General features: G+C 69.1%; 16 protein-coding genes. 6 read left to right on the top strand and 10 right to left on the bottom strand.

Annotated features, from left to right (window positions below):
* Positions 1 to 945, top strand: a complete 945-nt coding sequence (locus tag LOK44_RS26765) for a DUF5996 family protein (protein ID WP_237573114.1) — start codon at positions 1 to 3, stop codon at positions 943 to 945.
* 9 nt (positions 946 to 954) lie between these two features.
* On the opposite strand, the gene LOK44_RS26770 is transcribed toward LOK44_RS26765, so the two are convergent.
* Positions 955 to 1,605: a stage II sporulation protein M gene (locus LOK44_RS26770; RefSeq protein WP_237573115.1), complete on the bottom strand. Its 651-nt coding sequence runs from the start codon at positions 1,603 to 1,605 to the stop codon at positions 955 to 957.
* Between the two features lie 34 nt (positions 1,606 to 1,639).
* On the bottom strand, positions 1,640 to 2,002 hold the full coding sequence (locus LOK44_RS26775) for a MerR family transcriptional regulator (RefSeq protein WP_237573116.1): 363 nt from the start codon (positions 2,000 to 2,002) through the stop codon (positions 1,640 to 1,642).
* A gap of 100 nt (positions 2,003 to 2,102) precedes the next feature.
* Between LOK44_RS26775 and LOK44_RS26780 the strand changes: the two genes are divergently transcribed.
* Positions 2,103 to 2,831 carry an SDR family oxidoreductase gene (locus tag LOK44_RS26780; protein WP_237573117.1) on the top strand — a complete coding sequence of 243 codons (729 nt, stop codon included), beginning with the start codon at positions 2,103 to 2,105 and terminating at the stop codon, positions 2,829 to 2,831.
* Here the strand turns inward: LOK44_RS26780 and LOK44_RS26785 are convergent.
* From LOK44_RS26785 to LOK44_RS26795, 3 genes are all read right to left on the bottom strand, one after another.
* A complete protein-coding gene (locus LOK44_RS26785; RefSeq protein ID WP_237573118.1) occupies positions 2,828 to 3,568 on the bottom strand; it encodes an SDR family oxidoreductase in 741 nt (246 codons plus the stop codon). The genes LOK44_RS26780 and LOK44_RS26785 overlap by 4 nt on opposite strands.
* 140 nt (positions 3,569 to 3,708) lie before the next feature.
* Entirely contained in the window at positions 3,709 to 4,662 is a 954-nt protein-coding gene (locus tag LOK44_RS26790) for an electron transfer flavoprotein subunit alpha/FixB family protein (protein ID WP_163918291.1), read from the bottom strand.
* Positions 4,663 to 4,717: 55 nt separating this feature from the next.
* On the bottom strand, positions 4,718 to 5,509 hold the full coding sequence (locus LOK44_RS26795) for an electron transfer flavoprotein subunit beta/FixA family protein (RefSeq protein WP_237573119.1): 792 nt from the start codon (positions 5,507 to 5,509) through the stop codon (positions 4,718 to 4,720).
* 207 nt (positions 5,510 to 5,716) lie between these two features.
* Between LOK44_RS26795 and LOK44_RS26800 the strand changes: the two genes are divergently transcribed.
* The 3 genes from LOK44_RS26800 to LOK44_RS26810 all read left to right on the top strand — a co-directional run bounded on the left by LOK44_RS26800 (position 5,717) and on the right by LOK44_RS26810 (position 9,450).
* Positions 5,717 to 6,520 (top strand): class I SAM-dependent methyltransferase, encoded by an 804-nt coding sequence (locus LOK44_RS26800; protein WP_237573120.1) that lies wholly within the window; start codon positions 5,717 to 5,719, stop codon positions 6,518 to 6,520.
* A gap of 64 nt (positions 6,521 to 6,584) precedes the next feature.
* Positions 6,585 to 8,120: a 1,4-alpha-glucan branching protein domain-containing protein gene (locus tag LOK44_RS26805; protein WP_237573193.1), complete on the top strand. Its 1,536-nt coding sequence runs from the start codon at positions 6,585 to 6,587 to the stop codon at positions 8,118 to 8,120.
* A 91-nt stretch (positions 8,121 to 8,211) separates the two neighbouring features.
* The gene (locus tag LOK44_RS26810; protein ID WP_237573194.1) at positions 8,212 to 9,450 is read left to right on the top strand and encodes a glycosyltransferase family 4 protein; all 1,239 of its coding nucleotides are present in this window, start codon (positions 8,212 to 8,214) and stop codon (positions 9,448 to 9,450) included.
* Between the two features lie 80 nt (positions 9,451 to 9,530).
* On the opposite strand, the gene LOK44_RS26815 is transcribed toward LOK44_RS26810, so the two are convergent.
* Positions 9,531 to 10,268: an acyltransferase gene (locus tag LOK44_RS26815; protein WP_163918294.1), complete on the bottom strand. Its 738-nt coding sequence runs from the start codon at positions 10,266 to 10,268 to the stop codon at positions 9,531 to 9,533.
* An 85-nt stretch (positions 10,269 to 10,353) separates the two neighbouring features.
* Between LOK44_RS26815 and LOK44_RS26820 the strand changes: the two genes are divergently transcribed.
* Complete coding sequence (locus LOK44_RS26820; RefSeq protein ID WP_237573121.1) at positions 10,354 to 11,658, top strand: BamB-related PQQ repeat family beta-propellar protein; 1,305 nt, start codon at positions 10,354 to 10,356, stop codon at positions 11,656 to 11,658.
* A gap of 40 nt (positions 11,659 to 11,698) precedes the next feature.
* Here the strand turns inward: LOK44_RS26820 and LOK44_RS26825 are convergent, their stop codons facing one another.
* The 4 genes from LOK44_RS26825 to LOK44_RS26840 are packed head-to-tail and all read right to left on the bottom strand — an operon-like array spanning position 11,699 to position 15,250.
* Entirely contained in the window at positions 11,699 to 12,394 is a 696-nt protein-coding gene (locus LOK44_RS26825) for an esterase (RefSeq protein WP_237573195.1), read from the bottom strand.
* Positions 12,395 to 12,421: 27 nt separating this feature from the next.
* A complete protein-coding gene (locus tag LOK44_RS26830) occupies positions 12,422 to 13,600 on the bottom strand; it encodes a THUMP-like domain-containing protein (protein WP_237573122.1) in 1,179 nt (392 codons plus the stop codon).
* Between the two features lie 9 nt (positions 13,601 to 13,609).
* Positions 13,610 to 14,578 (bottom strand): class I SAM-dependent methyltransferase, encoded by a 969-nt coding sequence (locus tag LOK44_RS26835; RefSeq protein ID WP_237573123.1) that lies wholly within the window; start codon positions 14,576 to 14,578, stop codon positions 13,610 to 13,612.
* 18 nt (positions 14,579 to 14,596) lie between these two features.
* Complete coding sequence (locus LOK44_RS26840) at positions 14,597 to 15,250, bottom strand: enoyl-CoA hydratase (protein WP_237573124.1); 654 nt, start codon at positions 15,248 to 15,250, stop codon at positions 14,597 to 14,599.
* Positions 15,251 to 15,253 lie beyond the last annotated feature (3 nt).

Below are 15,253 nucleotides of genomic sequence, written 5' to 3' on the forward strand. Positions count from 1 at the left end.
ATGACCGATGTCCGAGCGGGTCAGGGCTGGCCGGCGCTAAGGGTCGACGACTGGGAGCCGACGCGGCGGTCCCTGCACATGTGGACTCAGATCGTGGGCAAGGTCCGACTTGCGCACGCGCCGTTGCTCAACCACTGGTGGCAGGTGCCGCTCTACGTATCGCCGCGCGGGTTGACGACGTCGGCCATCCCCGTGGGCACGGAGTCCTTCGACATGGAGTTCGACTTCGTCGACCACGTACTCGAGGTGCGGGTGAGTGACGGCGGTGCCGCCACCATCGATCTGCGGGACAACTCCGTGGCGAGCTTCCATCGAGCGGTGCTCGACACGCTCGGCAGTCTCGGCGTCGAGGCGCGCATCTCCAGCGGGCCCAACGAAGTGGACCCCGCCATCCCGTTCGCCGAGGACACGCACGTCGGCTACGACCCTGCCGCGGCCAATTCGTTCTGGCGTCAACTGGTGCAGGCCGACCGGGTCATCAACCGGTTCCGTTCGCACTTCGTCGGCAAGGTCAGCCCGGTGCACTTCTTCTGGGGTTCCTTCGACCTGGCATGCACCCGGTTCTCCGGTGGCCTCGCGCCCCGGCATCCCGGAGGTGCGCCGAACTGCGGCGACTGGGTGATGGAGGAGGGGTACTCCCACGAGCTGAGTAGTTGCGGGTTCTGGCCAGGCGGCGGGGACGAAGGCGCGTTCTACTCGTACGCCTATCCGGAGCCAGCGGGATTCGCCGACGCCGCAGGCCTTCCCGACGGTGCCTTCTACGACGAGGCGCTGCGGCAGTACCTGTTGCCCTATGAGACCGCTCGTCAGGCGGAGGACCCGGACCGGGCAGTGCTGGACTTCCTCGAGTTCACCTACCGCGCGGCGGCCGACGCGATGGGATGGGACCGCAGCGCTCTGGAGAGCGACCCCAATCGCTGGGGGCACAAGGCCGGGCCTTCGTAATGCGTTCGGCTACAACAGCCACTGAGCCAGTGGGTGCACGAAGTATCTCAGTGAGAACGCCTCGTACACCGCGCCGACGACGAGCAGGCCGAAGGCAGCCAGGGACAGCCAACCAAGCTGTCGTAGACCGCTGACGTATCCCTCGCGCCGGTTGGCGGCCCCAACGGACCGGGGCCACACCCAGTGCCGGCCGAGCACGTACGCACCCAGCATGAACAGAACGTAGGCCTGAACCTCGATGACCAGCGTGAGGGAATGCGGGATGAGGGCCACCCAGCCGATGTCACTCGCCGGAACGAGGGTGATGCCCGTCGTGAAGGCCCAGTAGGCGAGCAACGGGATGCCCAGGAAGGGCACGATCATCGACGGCAACACGATGGTCGCCGCGCCCATCTTCAACGTGTTCACGCCGAGAATCACGAGGGCGAAGAGCCAGGGTTCGTTGATCAGCGACCGCACGAGTTCCGTTGTGCCGTCCTCGTTCAACCGGTTGACCTGCTCCTGGTTGAGGTGGGGAAAGAACAGCCCGACGCCGAAGCCGACGAGGAACAGGCCGTACGCGATCGCGTTCAGTCCGAGATATGCGCGGGCGTTCGCGCGGATGATGCGCAACGGCCGCCGCGACGGCGTCAGCGCGTGGACGTGCTCGTGCAATGCCATGCGGTCAAGGAGACACTCGGACGTTGCGGCACAGTCAAGTCGAACCGCGATGAGGCTGGCCGGCTTCCATGGTGTCGAGGATGCTGGCGAGTTTCTCTCGGGCCGCGGTGAGTTCGTCGATGCGCAGGTCGATCCGAGCCATCTGGCCACGTACCACCGCGAGCATGTCGTCAGTGACGTCCTTCGTGTGCTCGCACGGCAGCAGGGCCGCGATGGCCTGGCTCGACAATCCCGCGGCGTAGAGCCGCTGAATCAGCCGGACCCGTCCGGCTGCGTCGTCGTCGTAGGTGCGGTGTCCGCCGAGCGTGCGTTCTGAGGTGAGCAGCGCTTGCTGCTCGTAGTAGCGCAGCGATCGCACGCTGACACCCGTCGCGTGGGCGAGGTCTCCGATGCGCATGTGGACCTGCCTCGTCGTCGACTTGAACCTAACACCCATGTCAGATCTTAGTGTGGCGTGGCCAGCCTGAAGTACGGGGTGAACGACGCAGAGGAGCTTGATGAAGATCAGCGATCAGGTCGTGTTCGTGACCGGTGCCAACCGAGGGATAGGCCGAGCCTTCGTGTCGGAGTTCCTGATGCGCGACGTCGGGAAGGTCTACGCCGGTGTCCGCGATACCCGCACGGTCGACCAGCAGCTGGCACGCGACCCACGCGTGGAGATCGTCCGTGTAAACGTCACCGACCCGGACGAGGTCGCACGCGCAGCAGGTCAGGCCCCTGACACGTCGATACTGGTCAACAATGCCGGCATCGTCGCGTTCGACTCGCTTCTCGACGGGTCCGTGGCCGCGATGCGACAGCAGTTCGAGACGAACGTGTTCGGCGTGCTGGAGATGACCAGGGCGTTCGCTCCCACCTTGCGCGCCCGCCACGGTGCGGTCGTCAACGTGCTGTCGGCCGCCGCCTGGTTCTCCGCGCCGCTCAACGGTGCGTACTGCGCCTCGAAGGCTGCCGCGTGGAGCATCACCAACGGACTCCGCATGGAACTCGAACCCGCCGGGGTACTCGTGCAGAGCCTGCACTTCGGAGCCGTCGACACCGACTTCTCGTCGGGGTACGACGGACCGAAGATCACCGCCGACGACGTGGCGAGAGCGGCACTGGACGGCTTGGCATCCGACGCGGCCGAGGTCCTCGTCGACCCCGATGCCCGCATGGCGAAGGCAGCACTGACCGGCCCACCGAACGGCTTCCTCGAGCAGATGGGCGAGGGAACCGGGGCCTAGCGAGACAGCCAGTCGCCGAACCGCGTGTTACCCAGCGTGGCACCCGGGCCGGTCACCAGGCTGTCCTGGTCGACGGACGTACCGAAGTAGGTGGCCGCGGCGTCCACCACCACCGCCATGTCGGCACCCTGGGCGGCGAGTACGGCCGTTGCCATGTCGGCGAACGACATCTTCTCCGGCCCGCCGAAGTCGACGGTGCCGTTCACGGGGTCGGAGGTTGCGGCGCGGGCCACCTCCGCGGACACGTCGGCGGCCGCCACGGGCTGGATCCGGGCGTCGGGGGCGCGCACCTCGCCATCGACGGTCAGCGAACCGGTGATGGCCTCGGCGAACTCGTGGAACTGGGTGGCCCGCACGATCGTGTACGCCAGACCCGACTCGGCAATCGTGCGCTCCTGCACGACCTTCGCCCGCATGTACCCGCTGTCGGGCAGACCGTCCGCTCCGACGATCGACAGCGCCACGTAGTGCCCCACTCCCTCCGCCTTGGCCGCCGCGACGAGGTTGCGCGCCGACCGGGTGAAGAAGTCGAGTACCGGACCGTCCTCGAACGACGGCGAGTTGGTGACGTCGATGAGCACGGCGGCGCCCGCCACCGCGTCGGCGAGACCTTCTCCGGTCAAGACGTCCGCACCGGTGGACCGGGACGCCGCGACGACCTCGTGCCCGCCCGCGGCGAGCAGTTCGACGAGCTTGCTTCCAATGAGGCCCGTGGCCCCGACGACTGTGATCTTCATGCCTTGAGCCTGGCACCGCGTCTCGGCGTCCGGACCCCGGAAACTTCGTGGTCGTCCGCGCACCAGGGTGTCGAAGAGAACGCGAAACCCCGGCGTCGCGGGGACGCCGGGGTTTCGTGTGGTGCTTTCAGACCGAAAGGTCAGCCCTTGCGAGCCTTGACCGCCTCGGTCAGCTGCGGGGTGACCTTGAACAGGTCGCCGACGATGCCGAGATCGGCGATCTCGAAGATCGGCGACTCCTCGTCCTTGTTGACCGCGACGATGGTCTTCGACGTCTGCATGCCCGCCCGGTGCTGGATCGCACCGGAGATGCCGAGGGCGATGTACAGCTGCGGCGCGACGGTCTTGCCCGTCTGCCCCACCTGGAACTGGCCCTCGTAGAAGCCGGAGTCGACGGCCGCACGCGAGGCGCCCACGGCGCCGCCCAGTGCGTCGGCGAGATCCTCGACGATCGCGAAGTTGTCCTTGCTGCCGACACCACGACCGCCTGCGACGACGACCTTGGCCTCGGTCAGCTCGGGACGAGCGCTCTTCTGCGCGGGCTGACGGGACACGATCTTGGTCGAGTTCTCCGGCACCTCGGGCACCTCGACGGTGACCAGCTCGCCTGCACCGGCCTCCGGCGCCGCCTCGACGGCACCCGGGCGCAGCGCGATGATCGGCGTGTCACCAGCGGTCGCCTCGACGGTGTACGCACCACCGAAGACCGAGTGCACGGCGACGCCACCGTCCTTGACGCCGACGACGTCCCACAGTGCGCCGAAGCCGGTCTCCGCGGCCAACCGGCCCGCGATTTCCTTGCCCTCGGCGCTGGACGCCACCAGGATGCCCGCCGGGCTGGCAGACTCGGCCAACGCCGCCAGCACGGCCACCTGCGGGGTGACCAGGTACTGCTCGGCGGTGTCGGACTCGGCGGCGTAGATCTTCGCCGCGCCCGCTGCCTTGAGCCCATCGGCCAGCTTCTCGGCGGTACCGGGGCCCGCGACCACGACGGCCGACGGCTCACCCAATACCCGAGCGGCGGTGATGAGTTCGTTTGTGATGCTCTTGAGATTGCCTTCTGCGTGCTCGACGAGCACGAGTACTTCTGCCATTGCCTATACGCCTCTTGCTAGATCCGTGAAGTCTTGGTGATCAGGGTGATGGAACTCAGAGAAGCTTCTGTCCGACCAGGTACTCGGCGATCTTCTGACCGCCCTCGCCCTCGTCGGTGATCTTCTCGCCTGCGGTCTTCGGCGGCTTGGGAGCGGCCGACTGCACCTTGGACTCGGATACGGCGCCACCGACGATGCCGTCTTCGACGCCGATGCCCTCGAGGGTCAACGGGGTCACGGTCTTCTTCTTGGCGGCCATGATGCCCTTGAAGGACGGGAACCTGGCGTCCTCGACGATCTTCTCGCTGATGCTCACCACGGCGGGCAGCGAGGCCTCGAGTTCGAAGATGCCGTCATCGGTTTCGCGCTCGCCGGTGATCTTGCCGTCGGCGACGTCGATCTTGCGCATGTGCGTCAGCTGCGGCACGCCCAGGTAGTAGCTCAGGATCGCCGGTACGGCGCCACCGACGCCATCGCTGGACTCGTTGCCCGCGATGACGAGTTCGACGTCTTCGATCTGGCCCAGCGCACTGGCCAACGCGTAGCCGGTCTGGACGATGTCGGAGCCGTGCAGGCCCTCGTCGGACAGGTGGTAGGCCTCGTCGGCGCCCATGGACAGCGCCTTGCGGATCGCGGTCTCGGCACCGGACGGGCCGGCAGTCAGCACGACGACGTTGTAACCGGCGTCGGCGTGCTTCTCCTTGAGCTGCAGTGCGACCTCGACCGCCTTCTCGTTGATCTCGTCCAGCACCGCGTCGCTACCGGCGCGGTCCAGGGTGTGATCGTCCGCGAGCTTGCGGTCTTCGTAGTCAGGGACCTGCTTGATCAGGACCACGATGTTCGTCATAGATCTGGTTCGTCCTCCTCGATGAGGCCGTTGGGCGGCCGCAATACCACGTATTTCGGGTTCGCCACCATGTTACCCGGCGGTAACTTGGAGTGGCTGCAACCCCACCATAACCTGTGGCAGTTTGCCCTTTGACCTCCCCTGAAAGTGGCATCACTCACACGTGAACCGGTGCCGCCCCGCCAGGCTGGGTTAGCCTGCCTCTCGATGAGCGCCATTTCTCCCCACCACTCCGACACCGAGCCGTCGGCCGAGGACACCGGTCACGCGACCCTGCCGTTGACCGGCGAACGGACGGTGCCGGGGCTCGCCGAGGAGAACTACTGGTTCCGCAGGCACGAGGTCGTGTACCAGCGCCTCGCGCAGCGCTGTGCGGGACGTGACGTGCTCGAGGCAGGCTCGGGCGAGGGGTACGGGGCCGATCTGCTCGCCGGAGTGGCCCGCCGCGTGATCGGCCTCGACTACGACGACTCCGCCGTCGCGCACGTCCGCGCCCGCTATCCGCGCGTCGAGATGCTGCACGGCAACCTCGCGGAACTTCCGCTCACCGACGGCGAAGTCGACGTCGTCGTCAACTTCCAGGTGATCGAGCACCTCTGGGATCAGGGACAGTTCGTCGCCGAGTGCCGTCGCGTACTGCGGCCCTCGGGAACGTTGCTGATGTCGACGCCCAACCGCATCACCTTCTCCCCCGGCCGCGACACCCCGATCAACCCGTTCCACACCCGCGAACTCAACGCCGACGAGCTGACCGAACTGTTGACCGACAACGGTTTCGAGGTCGAGGCGATGCTCGGCGTCTTCCACGGTCCGCGCCTGCGCGAGCTCGACGCGCACCACGGCGGGTCGATCATCGACGCCCAGATCGAACGCGCGCTGGCGGGCACCCCTTGGCCCGCCGAACTCCTCGAGGACGTGGCCTCGATAGGCACCGACGACTTCGAGCTGACCTCCGACCGCGACATCGACGAGAGCCTCGACCTGGTCGCAATCGCGGTGCGCCGTGAGTGACACCGGTCGCGACTCCTCGGTGTCATCCCCCGAGTCGCTTCGCTCCAGCCCGCCGGTGCCGGGGATGTTCACCATGGTGCTGCACACGCACCTGCCGTGGCTGGCGCATCACGGCCGCTGGCCGGTCGGCGAGGAGTGGCTCTACCAGTCGTGGGCGACGTCGTACCTGCCGCTGATGCGGGCCCTGGACACCCTGGCCGCCGAAGGTCGCGAGAACCTCGTCACGCTCGGCATGACACCGGTGGTGACGGCGCAACTCGACGATCCCTACTGCCTCACCGGCATGCACCACTGGCTGGCCAACTGGGAGCTGCGGGCCCGCGAGGCGGGCACCCGCACCAGCGGCGAGGACGGCGGCTACACCGCGCCGGAAGCGATGCGCGCCTTCGGGATCCGTGAACGCGAGGACGCTCGGCGGGCGCTCGACGACTTCGCGGTCGGCTGGCGCCACGGCGGCAGCCCCCTGCTGCGCAGGCTCGTCGACGCGGGCACCATCGAACTGCTCGGCGGACCGCTGTCACATCCCTTCCAGCCGTTGCTCAACCCGAGGTTGCGCGAGTTCGCGCTGCGCGAGGGGCTCGCCGACGCCAACGCGCGGTTCGCCCACACCCCCGGCGGCATCTGGGCGCCGGAATGCGCGTACGCGCCGGGCATGGAGCACGACTACGCCGCTGCGGGCGTCACGCACTTCATGGTCGACGGCCCGTCGCTGCACGGCGATACCGCGCTGGGGCGACCGGTCACCGACTCCGGCGTCACCGCGTTCGGACGCGACCTGCAGGTGAGTTACCGCGTCTGGTCGCCGAAGTCGGGTTATCCCGGTCATGCCGCCTACCGCGACTTCCACACCTACGACCACGTCACGGGCCTCAAGCCGGCCCGCGTCACCGGCCGCAACGTGCCGTCGCAGGAGAAGGCGCCGTATGACGCCGAACGCGCCGATCACGCCGTCGACGTGCACGTCGCGGACTTCGTCGACGTGGTTCGCAGGCGGTTGCTCTCGGAGGCCGAGCGCATCGGCAGGCCTGCGCACGTGGTGGCTGCGTTCGACACCGAGCTGTTCGGGCACTGGTGGCACGAGGGTCCGCTGTGGCTCGAGCGGGTGCTGCGGGCACTTCCCGCGGCGGGCATCCGGGTCGGCACGCTGACCGACGCGATCGCCGACGGCTTCGTGGGCGACGCCGTCGACCTGCCGGCGGGTTCGTGGGGATCGGGCAAGGACTGGCAGGTGTGGTCGGGCGAGCAGGTCTCGGATCTGGTGGCGCTCAACGCCGAGGTGGTCGACACCGCGCTGGCGACCGTGGACAAGGCGCTCGATCAGGCCGCGTCGACGGTGTCGAGGGCGCCGCGGGACACCGTCGCCGATCAGATCCTGCGTGAGACCCTGCTGACGGTGTCGAGCGACTGGCCGTTCATGGTCAGCAAGGACACCGCGGCCGAATACGCCCGCTACCGTGCGCATCTGCACGCCCACGCCACCCGCGAGATCGCCGGTGCGCTCGCGTCCGGCCGGCGTGAACACGCCCAGCGGCTGGCCGACGGCTGGAACCACGCCGACGGCCTCTTCGGCGCACTCGACGCCCGGCGGCTCCCTCGATGAGCCCCTTCTCCGGCGAGCGTGCGTGTCTGCGGGCGACACGCCGCCTCCAAACCCGAGTTCACGCACGCTCGCGACGCCGGGGCCACGCCCGATGAAGGTCCTGATGGTGTCCTGGGAGTACCCGCCGGTCGTGATCGGCGGACTCGGCAGGCACGTGCATCATCTCGCGACCGCACTCGTCGACGCCGGCCACGAGGTCGTGGTCCTCAGCCGCCGACCCACCGACACCGACCCCAGCACGCACCCGACGACCGACGAGGTCGCCGAGGGCGTCCGGGTGATCGCCGCCGCGCAGGATCCCCACGAGTTCGGCTTCGGCACCGACATGATGGCGTGGACGCTGGCGATGGGCCACGCGATGGTGCGCGCCGGGCTGAGCATCGAGGCGGACGGCACCCGCTGGCAGCCCGACGTCGTGCACGCCCACGACTGGCTGGTCGCGCACCCCGCGGTCGCACTGGCCGAGTTCTTCGACGTGCCACTGGTTTCGACGATCCACGCCACCGAGGCGGGCAGGCACTCGGGTTGGGTTTCGGGCACCATCAGCAGGCAGGTGCACGCCGTCGAATCCTGGCTGGTGCACGAATCCGATTCCCTCATCACGTGTTCGGCGTCGATGGGCGACGAGATCGACGAACTCTTCGGACCTGAACTGGCCGAGCGCCACGTGATCCGCAACGGCATCGACGCCGCGCAGTGGCCGTTCGCGCGGCGCACGTCCCGGCCGGGGCCTGCGAAGCTGCTCTACCTCGGCCGCCTGGAGTACGAGAAGGGCGTCCACGAGGCGATCGCCGCACTTCCACGGATCCGGCGCACCCACCCCGGCACCACGCTGACCATCGCCGGTGACGGCACGCAGGAGGCCTGGCTGGTCGAACAGGCGCGAAAGCACAAGGTGCTCAAGGCCGTGACGTTCGTCGGCCGCGTCGACCATCAGGGCCTGATACGGCTGCTGCACGACACCGACGCCGCCGTGCTGCCGAGCCACTACGAACCGTTCGGCATCGTCGCGCTCGAGGCAGCCGCGACCGGGGCGCCGCTGGTCGTCTCGAACGTGGGCGGCCTGGGCGAAGCGGTGATCGACGGCCACACCGGGCTGTCGTTCCCACCGCGCGACGTCGCCGCCCTGGCCTCGGCCGTCCGCGCCGTGCTCGACGACCCTGTCGCCGCGCAACGGCGAGCCGACGCCGCGCGGGAACGCCTGAACTCCGACTTCGAGTGGCACACCGTGGCCGTCGAGACCGCCCAGGTCTACCTCGCCGCCAAGCGCCGTGAGCGCGAACCGCACCGGCGACGGACGATCGTGGAGCAGGCCCTGCCGGGTCGGTAGTCCGACGAGCGTGCGCAGACTCGGGTCGGGGCGCGGCGTGTCGCCCGCAGACACGCACGCTCGCGGAAGGAATCAACCCCCTAGCGGGCGGCCTTCTTGCGCTCGATGTCGGCCAGGGCGGCCGCCAGCTCGGCGCGTTCGGCGGCCGAGGTCTCCCAGGCGAGCTTGCGGTTCTTGACCACCTTGGCGGGGGCGCCGACCGCGATGGAGAAGTCGGGGACCTCGCCCTTGACCACCGCGTGCGCGCCGAGCACGCAGCCCCGCCCGACACTCGTTCCACGCAGGACGGTCACCTTGGCCGCGACCCAGGTGTCCGGGCCGATCCGCACCGGGGCCTTGACGATGCCCTGGTCCTTGATCGGCATCTCGACGTTGTCCATCTTGTGGTCGAAGTCGCAGACGTAGCACCAGTCCGCCATGAGCACCGAGTCGCCGATCTCGATGTCGAGGTAGGTGTTGATGACGTTGTCGCGGCCGAGCACCACCTTGTCGCCGAACCGCAGCGAGCCCTCGTGGCAGCGAATGGTGTTCTTGTCGCCGATGTGGACCCAGCGGCCGATCTCCATGGTCGACAGCTCGGGAGTCGCCTGGATCTCGACGTCCTTGCCGAGGAAGACCATCCCCCGGGTGATGATGTGCGGGTTGGCGAGCTTGAACTTGAGCAGCCGCCAGTACCGAACCAGGTACCACGGGGTATAGGCCTTGTTGTCCATCACCCACTTGAACGACGCCGGGGTCAGGAACCTGGCCTGACGGGGGTCGCGCAACCGTGAACCGCGCCAGCGAACGTGTATCGGGGCGCCCCACATGGTCGTCATGGCCGGACAGCCTACGCTGCGGTCCGCCCTAATCCCCCTGTCGCTACGCTCCTCCCGACCACCCTCCGGCTAGTCTTTGCACCCGATGCCTGCTCCACGAACGGCCGTGCGCCGAATGGTTGCCGTGACGGCCGCAGCGGTTCTGACGGTGCTGCCCACCGCGTGTGCGACCACCGACTCGTGGGTGGAGTCGACGGCCTCGGACGGCTGGCCCGCGCAGTACGGCAATGCGTCCAACAGCAGTTTCGTCGACGTGGCAGGCGCAGAGGCGCTGCGGCTGGACTGGGTGCGTTCGGTGAAGGGCGAACTGTCCGCCCAGGTGGCGCTCGGATCGGGCGAGTACCTCGCCGCCAACGCACAGACCGAGAGCGGCTGCTCGCTGATGGTCTGGGAGGTCGACAACGAGGGCAGGCAGCGCTGGTGCAGCAGGCTCTGGCAGGGCGGCGGCCTCACCAGCCCGTTCTTCGACGGTTTCGACAACCTCTACGTCGGACAGCCGGGCGCGCTGCTGTCCTTCCCGTCGACGCAGTGGATCCGCTGGCGCCAGCCGGTCATCGGGCAGCCGCTGACGCCTCGCATCGTCGCGCCCGGCCAACTGCTGGTGATCACCCACCTGGGACAGGTGCTGGTGTTCGACACCCATCGCGGCACGCTCACCGGCACGCCACTGGACCTGGTGGAGGGCATCGATCCCACCGACTCGGGCCGGGGCCTGGCCGACTGCCAGCCGGGGCGGGCGGCGTGCCCGGTCGCGGCCGCACCCGCGTTCTCGCCCACGAACGGACTCATCGTGGTCAGCCTGTGGGAGCCGGACGCTCAGGCGCCGGTGCTGGTGGGTCTGCGGTACCGGCAGGACCAGAAGCCGATGCTGAGCCGGGAGTGGACGAGCACGGCGGTCGGCGGCGGACCGTTCGCCAGCCCGGTCCTGTCGGACGACGGCGGGACGATCTACGTCAACGGTCGCGACGACCGGCTGTGGGCGCTGCGCGCCGACGACGGCACCGCGAAGTGGTCGGTGGAACTCGGCTACCAGCCGCAGACCCCACCCTCGGTGTCCCCCGACGGGCTAGTCGTCGCAGGCGGCGGACCCGACGCGAAGCTCACCGCGGTTCGCGACGACGGCGACGCCGGCGAGGTGCTCTGGACGCGCGACGACGTCGAACCGCTGGCGACGTCGAGCCGGGCTGGCGCCGACGTGGCCTACACGGTGGTGCGCGACGCAGAACGCGGCATGGCGCTGCTGGCGTTCGATCCAGAGGACGGCCGCTCGCTGAACCGGTACCCGCTACCGAACGCCGAGGGTTACCCCGTTGGCGTGTCCATCGGCCACGACCGTCGCGTGGTCACGGCGACCAGCGCCGGCCGGGTGTACGCGTTCGCGCCGGCCTGACGAGCGCTCGCGCGAGGAACCGACAACCCTGACAGCCCGCTCAGGCGAGCATCGGTGCGACGGCACTGCGCGGCACCGTGACCTCGACCGCGCCCGCCGCTTCCGGCAGCAGTTCGCCCTGACCGAAGAAGAAGATCAGCGCGTCGTCGGTGACGGCGAAATTCTCATACGTCTGCGGGTCGAGCCCCACCCCGGGTGAGATCGCGACCTGCTGGCCGGACTGCTTCTCCAGCTCGCTGGTGACGATCGGCAGGATCACGGGGAACGGATCGGCGCCCGCCCGGAACAGCTCGCCGACGGTGACCGGCCGGCGCTGTGCCTGGTCCCAGGTGAACGATTCGTAGTAGGTCTGCGGGTGCGCGCCGCCGACGTCCTGGAACGTCTTCAACACGACGCCCTGCGTGGTGCGCGAGCCATAGCGGGTGGCGGTCGTGTCCAGCTCGTACGGCATCTCGTGGGGGCCGGGTGCGTTGGCCACGTTGAGGAACCCGTCGCGGGTCTGCTGCACGTAGTCGACCATCGCCGCCTGGTCGGGATAGTCCACCGGGTAGCTGACCGTCAGCGAGTACGCGGGGTCGGTGATCTGGATGCGGCAGATCTGCCCTGCGTCGAGGACCCCGGAGAGATCCGCGCAGGTGGGCACGGCCGGGACCGTCGCCGGAGCCGCCGAGGCGATGGCCGGGGCCCACAGCCCAGACGCCAGGACGACTGCCGTTGCGGCCAGTGCGGGCTTCATGATCACGACGCCACGATACCTGCGGTTTCAGTGCGTCGGCCTACACACATACGCCACCGCCCTGCTGTCGCGGCCCGTTCCGAGCCTGGTGATGACCACCGACAGCCGCCGTTTGCCCCGCAACCGCAATCGGGGCCGCAGCGCGTCCGGGTCGACGTCGACACCGCGGACCAGGATCTCGACGGCGCCGACGTCGTGCGCCGAAAGCGCTTGCCGCAGCCGTCGTTCGTTGAAGTCGAGCTGGTCGAGCACCTCGAATCCGCGGACGCCGGGCGGCAGCGTGTCACCGGACAGGTAGGCGATGTCCGGATCGAGTTGCCACAGTCCGTGCCGTGCGGCGTAGTGCCGCACCAGCCCTGCGCGTACGACGGCGCCGTCGGGGTCGACGATCCACCGGCCCGCCGGGGCGACGGGGCAGTCGTCGGGTTCGGCATCGGTCACGGTCTCGGTGCCGAGTCCGGGACGGTCGAGCACCGTGGCCCGGCGGGTGACGCCTGCGCTCGCGAGCCCGCCCGACCACAGGCACGCCTCCCGGACACCGCCCGCCAGTGAGGTCACCTCGATCTCGCCGTGGAAGCCGAGCCGGGCGAGCTGGTCGAAATCGATTCCAGGGGAACACTTCACGGCGAGGTCACGGCCCGCGTAGACCTCGAGCAGGGCGTCCAGGGCTGGCGTGTAGTCGCGCGGGTCGAACCGCCGTCGTCCACCGCTGCGGCGGGCGGGGTCGGCCACCACGACCGCCGACCGCGTCACCGGCGCGAGTGCGTCGGCGCGCAGCACCGACACCCCGGGTACGTTGTGCCGCGCCATCGCCAGCCTGACCGGGTCGACGTCGCTGCCGACGACCATCGACGCCGTCAGGCTCAGCGCTGCCAGTTCGGCACCGATCGAGCACGTCACGTCGTGCACCACGGCACCCGCCAGGCGTGAAGCCCGATGTGCGGCAACGGGTTCCGGGGTGGCCTGCTGCAACGCCTCGTCGGTCAACAACCACGCGCCAGGCTCGGAGAACTTGGCCGCCGCACGCCTGCGCAGCAGCACCGTCTCCACCAAGACCGCCGTGCGGTCGCCGAAACGCGTTCGTACCGAACCGATGTCGGCGACGCGGGTGGCATCGGTCAGCCCGAGCGAGGCCACCGCGCCGAGCGCCGCACGGCCGTCGTCACCGCTGAGGTAGGCGACGTCGTCGAGCGTGAAGTGGAGCACCGGCGCCGTCTAGGACGGCTTCACCCCGGTGATCATGACGTTGTAGAACCAGCCCTTGGGCACGACGTGACGCCACAGAGTCTCGTCCACCCAGCTCAGCGTCGTCCAACCACCGAAGGCGAACTTCGCCCAGCCCCAGCCGAGTTTCCCCGGCGGCACCGTGGACTCGAACGTCCGGACCGGCCAGCCCAGCATCGCCGCCGTGAACTCGTCGGTGGCGGTGTCGACCTCGACCGCGCCCGCGTTGGTCGCCATCTTCTCGAGGTCGGCCGGATCGAACGTGTGCAGGTCGACGATCCATTCCAGCGCGGCGGCCCGGGAGTTCTCGTCGAGTTCGGCCTGCGGGCGGCGCCAGCTGCTCAGTCCAGGCAGCTTCATCGCCGCGACCGTCGTCTTCCAGGTGAGGTCCGCGAGCCGGCGCGCGTAGGCGTTGCCGACGGTGGTGGGTTCACCGGCGAAGACGAACCGGCCGCCGGGCTTGAGCACGCGCACAACTTCGCGCAGCGACAGCTCGACGTCGGGGATGTGGTGCAGCACGGCGTGCCCGACCACCAGGTCGAAGCTGTTGTCCTCGTACGGGATGCCCTCGGCGTCGGCGACGCGGCCGTCGATGTCGAGGCCCAGCGACTGGCCGTTGCGCGTGGCGACCTTCACCATGCCGGGCGACAGGTCGGTCACCGATCCACGCCGCGCAACGCCGGACTGGATCAGGTTCAGCAGGAAGAAGCCGGTGCCGCAGCCGAGTTCCAAAGCTCTGTCGTAGGGCAGTTCACGTTGGACCTGCTCGGGCACGATCGCGTCGAAGCGGCTGCGGGCGTACTCCACGCAGCGCTGGTCATACGAGATCGACCACTTGTCGTCGTAGCTCTCGGCCTCCCAGTCGTGGTACAGGACCTGGGCCAGCTTGGTGTCGTGGCGGGCGGCCTCGACCTCCGCCGCGGTGGCGTGCGGGTTGGGAGCCTGATTTGTGCTCGTCATGAAGGGCAGCCTAACGGCCTAGCGGTCGGACGCGAACGCAGCCTTCGCGGCGGCCAGCGCGGCGCGAGGCGAGTCGGCGAACCGACCGGCCCAGCGCAGGGCGGCGTCGTAGACGTGGTCGGGAGCCACCATCTCGTCGATCAGCCCGATCGCCAGCGCCTCCCTGGCGTCGACGAACCGTCCGGTGAACACCAGGTCCTTGGCCCTGCTCTCCCCCACGGCGCGCGACAGCCTCGCCGACGCACCGCCCGAGGCGACCAGGCCGTCGAGGATCTCGGTGGCGCCGAACTTGGCGTTGTCACCGCTGATCCGCCAGTCCGCGGCCAGCGCCAGGGTGAGCCCGCCGCCCAGCGCGTAACCGGTGACGGCGGCCACCGTGGGCTTGCTGATCGCGGCCACCGCGTCGACCGCGGTGCGAAGGACGTCGGCGGCGACCGCCGACTCCTCGGCGGTGAGGCTGCGGCGTTCGGGCAGGTCGTCGCCCGCGCAGAAGGTCTCGTGCCCGCCGAACACGATGACCGCCGTGACGTCGTCGCGGGCACTGAGGTCGGCTGCCGCGGTCGTGATCTCGCGGCACACCTGACGAGTGAGTGTGTTGGTCGGCGGCCGGGACAGCAGCAAGGTGCCGATGCCGTCGTGCACGTGGACGCCGACGAACTCCGAGTCGCTCACGAC

The sequence above is a fragment of the Mycolicibacterium lacusdiani genome, from assembly GCF_021916785.1.
Classification (GTDB): domain Bacteria; phylum Actinomycetota; class Actinomycetes; order Mycobacteriales; family Mycobacteriaceae; genus Mycobacterium; species Mycobacterium lacusdiani.

Coding starts and splice junctions, on each gene's coding strand:
- LOK44_RS26765 (WP_237573114.1), top strand. CDS start 1: ATGACCGATGTCCGAGCGGGTCAGGGCTGGCCGGCGCTAAGGGTCGAC.
- LOK44_RS26770 (WP_237573115.1), bottom strand. CDS start 1,605: ATGGCATTGCACGAGCACGTCCACGCGCTGACGCCGTCGCGGCGGCCG.
- LOK44_RS26775 (WP_237573116.1), bottom strand. CDS start 2,002: ATGCGCATCGGAGACCTCGCCCACGCGACGGGTGTCAGCGTGCGATCG.
- LOK44_RS26780 (WP_237573117.1), top strand. CDS start 2,103: ATGAAGATCAGCGATCAGGTCGTGTTCGTGACCGGTGCCAACCGAGGG.
- LOK44_RS26785 (WP_237573118.1), bottom strand. CDS start 3,568: ATGAAGATCACAGTCGTCGGGGCCACGGGCCTCATTGGAAGCAAGCTC.
- LOK44_RS26790 (WP_163918291.1), bottom strand. CDS start 4,662: ATGGCAGAAGTACTCGTGCTCGTCGAGCACGCAGAAGGCAATCTCAAG.
- LOK44_RS26795 (WP_237573119.1), bottom strand. CDS start 5,509: ATGACGAACATCGTGGTCCTGATCAAGCAGGTCCCTGACTACGAAGAC.
- LOK44_RS26800 (WP_237573120.1), top strand. CDS start 5,717: ATGAGCGCCATTTCTCCCCACCACTCCGACACCGAGCCGTCGGCCGAG.
- LOK44_RS26805 (WP_237573193.1), top strand. CDS start 6,585: ATGTTCACCATGGTGCTGCACACGCACCTGCCGTGGCTGGCGCATCAC.
- LOK44_RS26810 (WP_237573194.1), top strand. CDS start 8,212: ATGAAGGTCCTGATGGTGTCCTGGGAGTACCCGCCGGTCGTGATCGGC.
- LOK44_RS26815 (WP_163918294.1), bottom strand. CDS start 10,268: ATGACGACCATGTGGGGCGCCCCGATACACGTTCGCTGGCGCGGTTCA.
- LOK44_RS26820 (WP_237573121.1), top strand. CDS start 10,354: ATGCCTGCTCCACGAACGGCCGTGCGCCGAATGGTTGCCGTGACGGCC.
- LOK44_RS26825 (WP_237573195.1), bottom strand. CDS start 12,394: ATGAAGCCCGCACTGGCCGCAACGGCAGTCGTCCTGGCGTCTGGGCTG.
- LOK44_RS26835 (WP_237573123.1), bottom strand. CDS start 14,578: ATGACGAGCACAAATCAGGCTCCCAACCCGCACGCCACCGCGGCGGAG.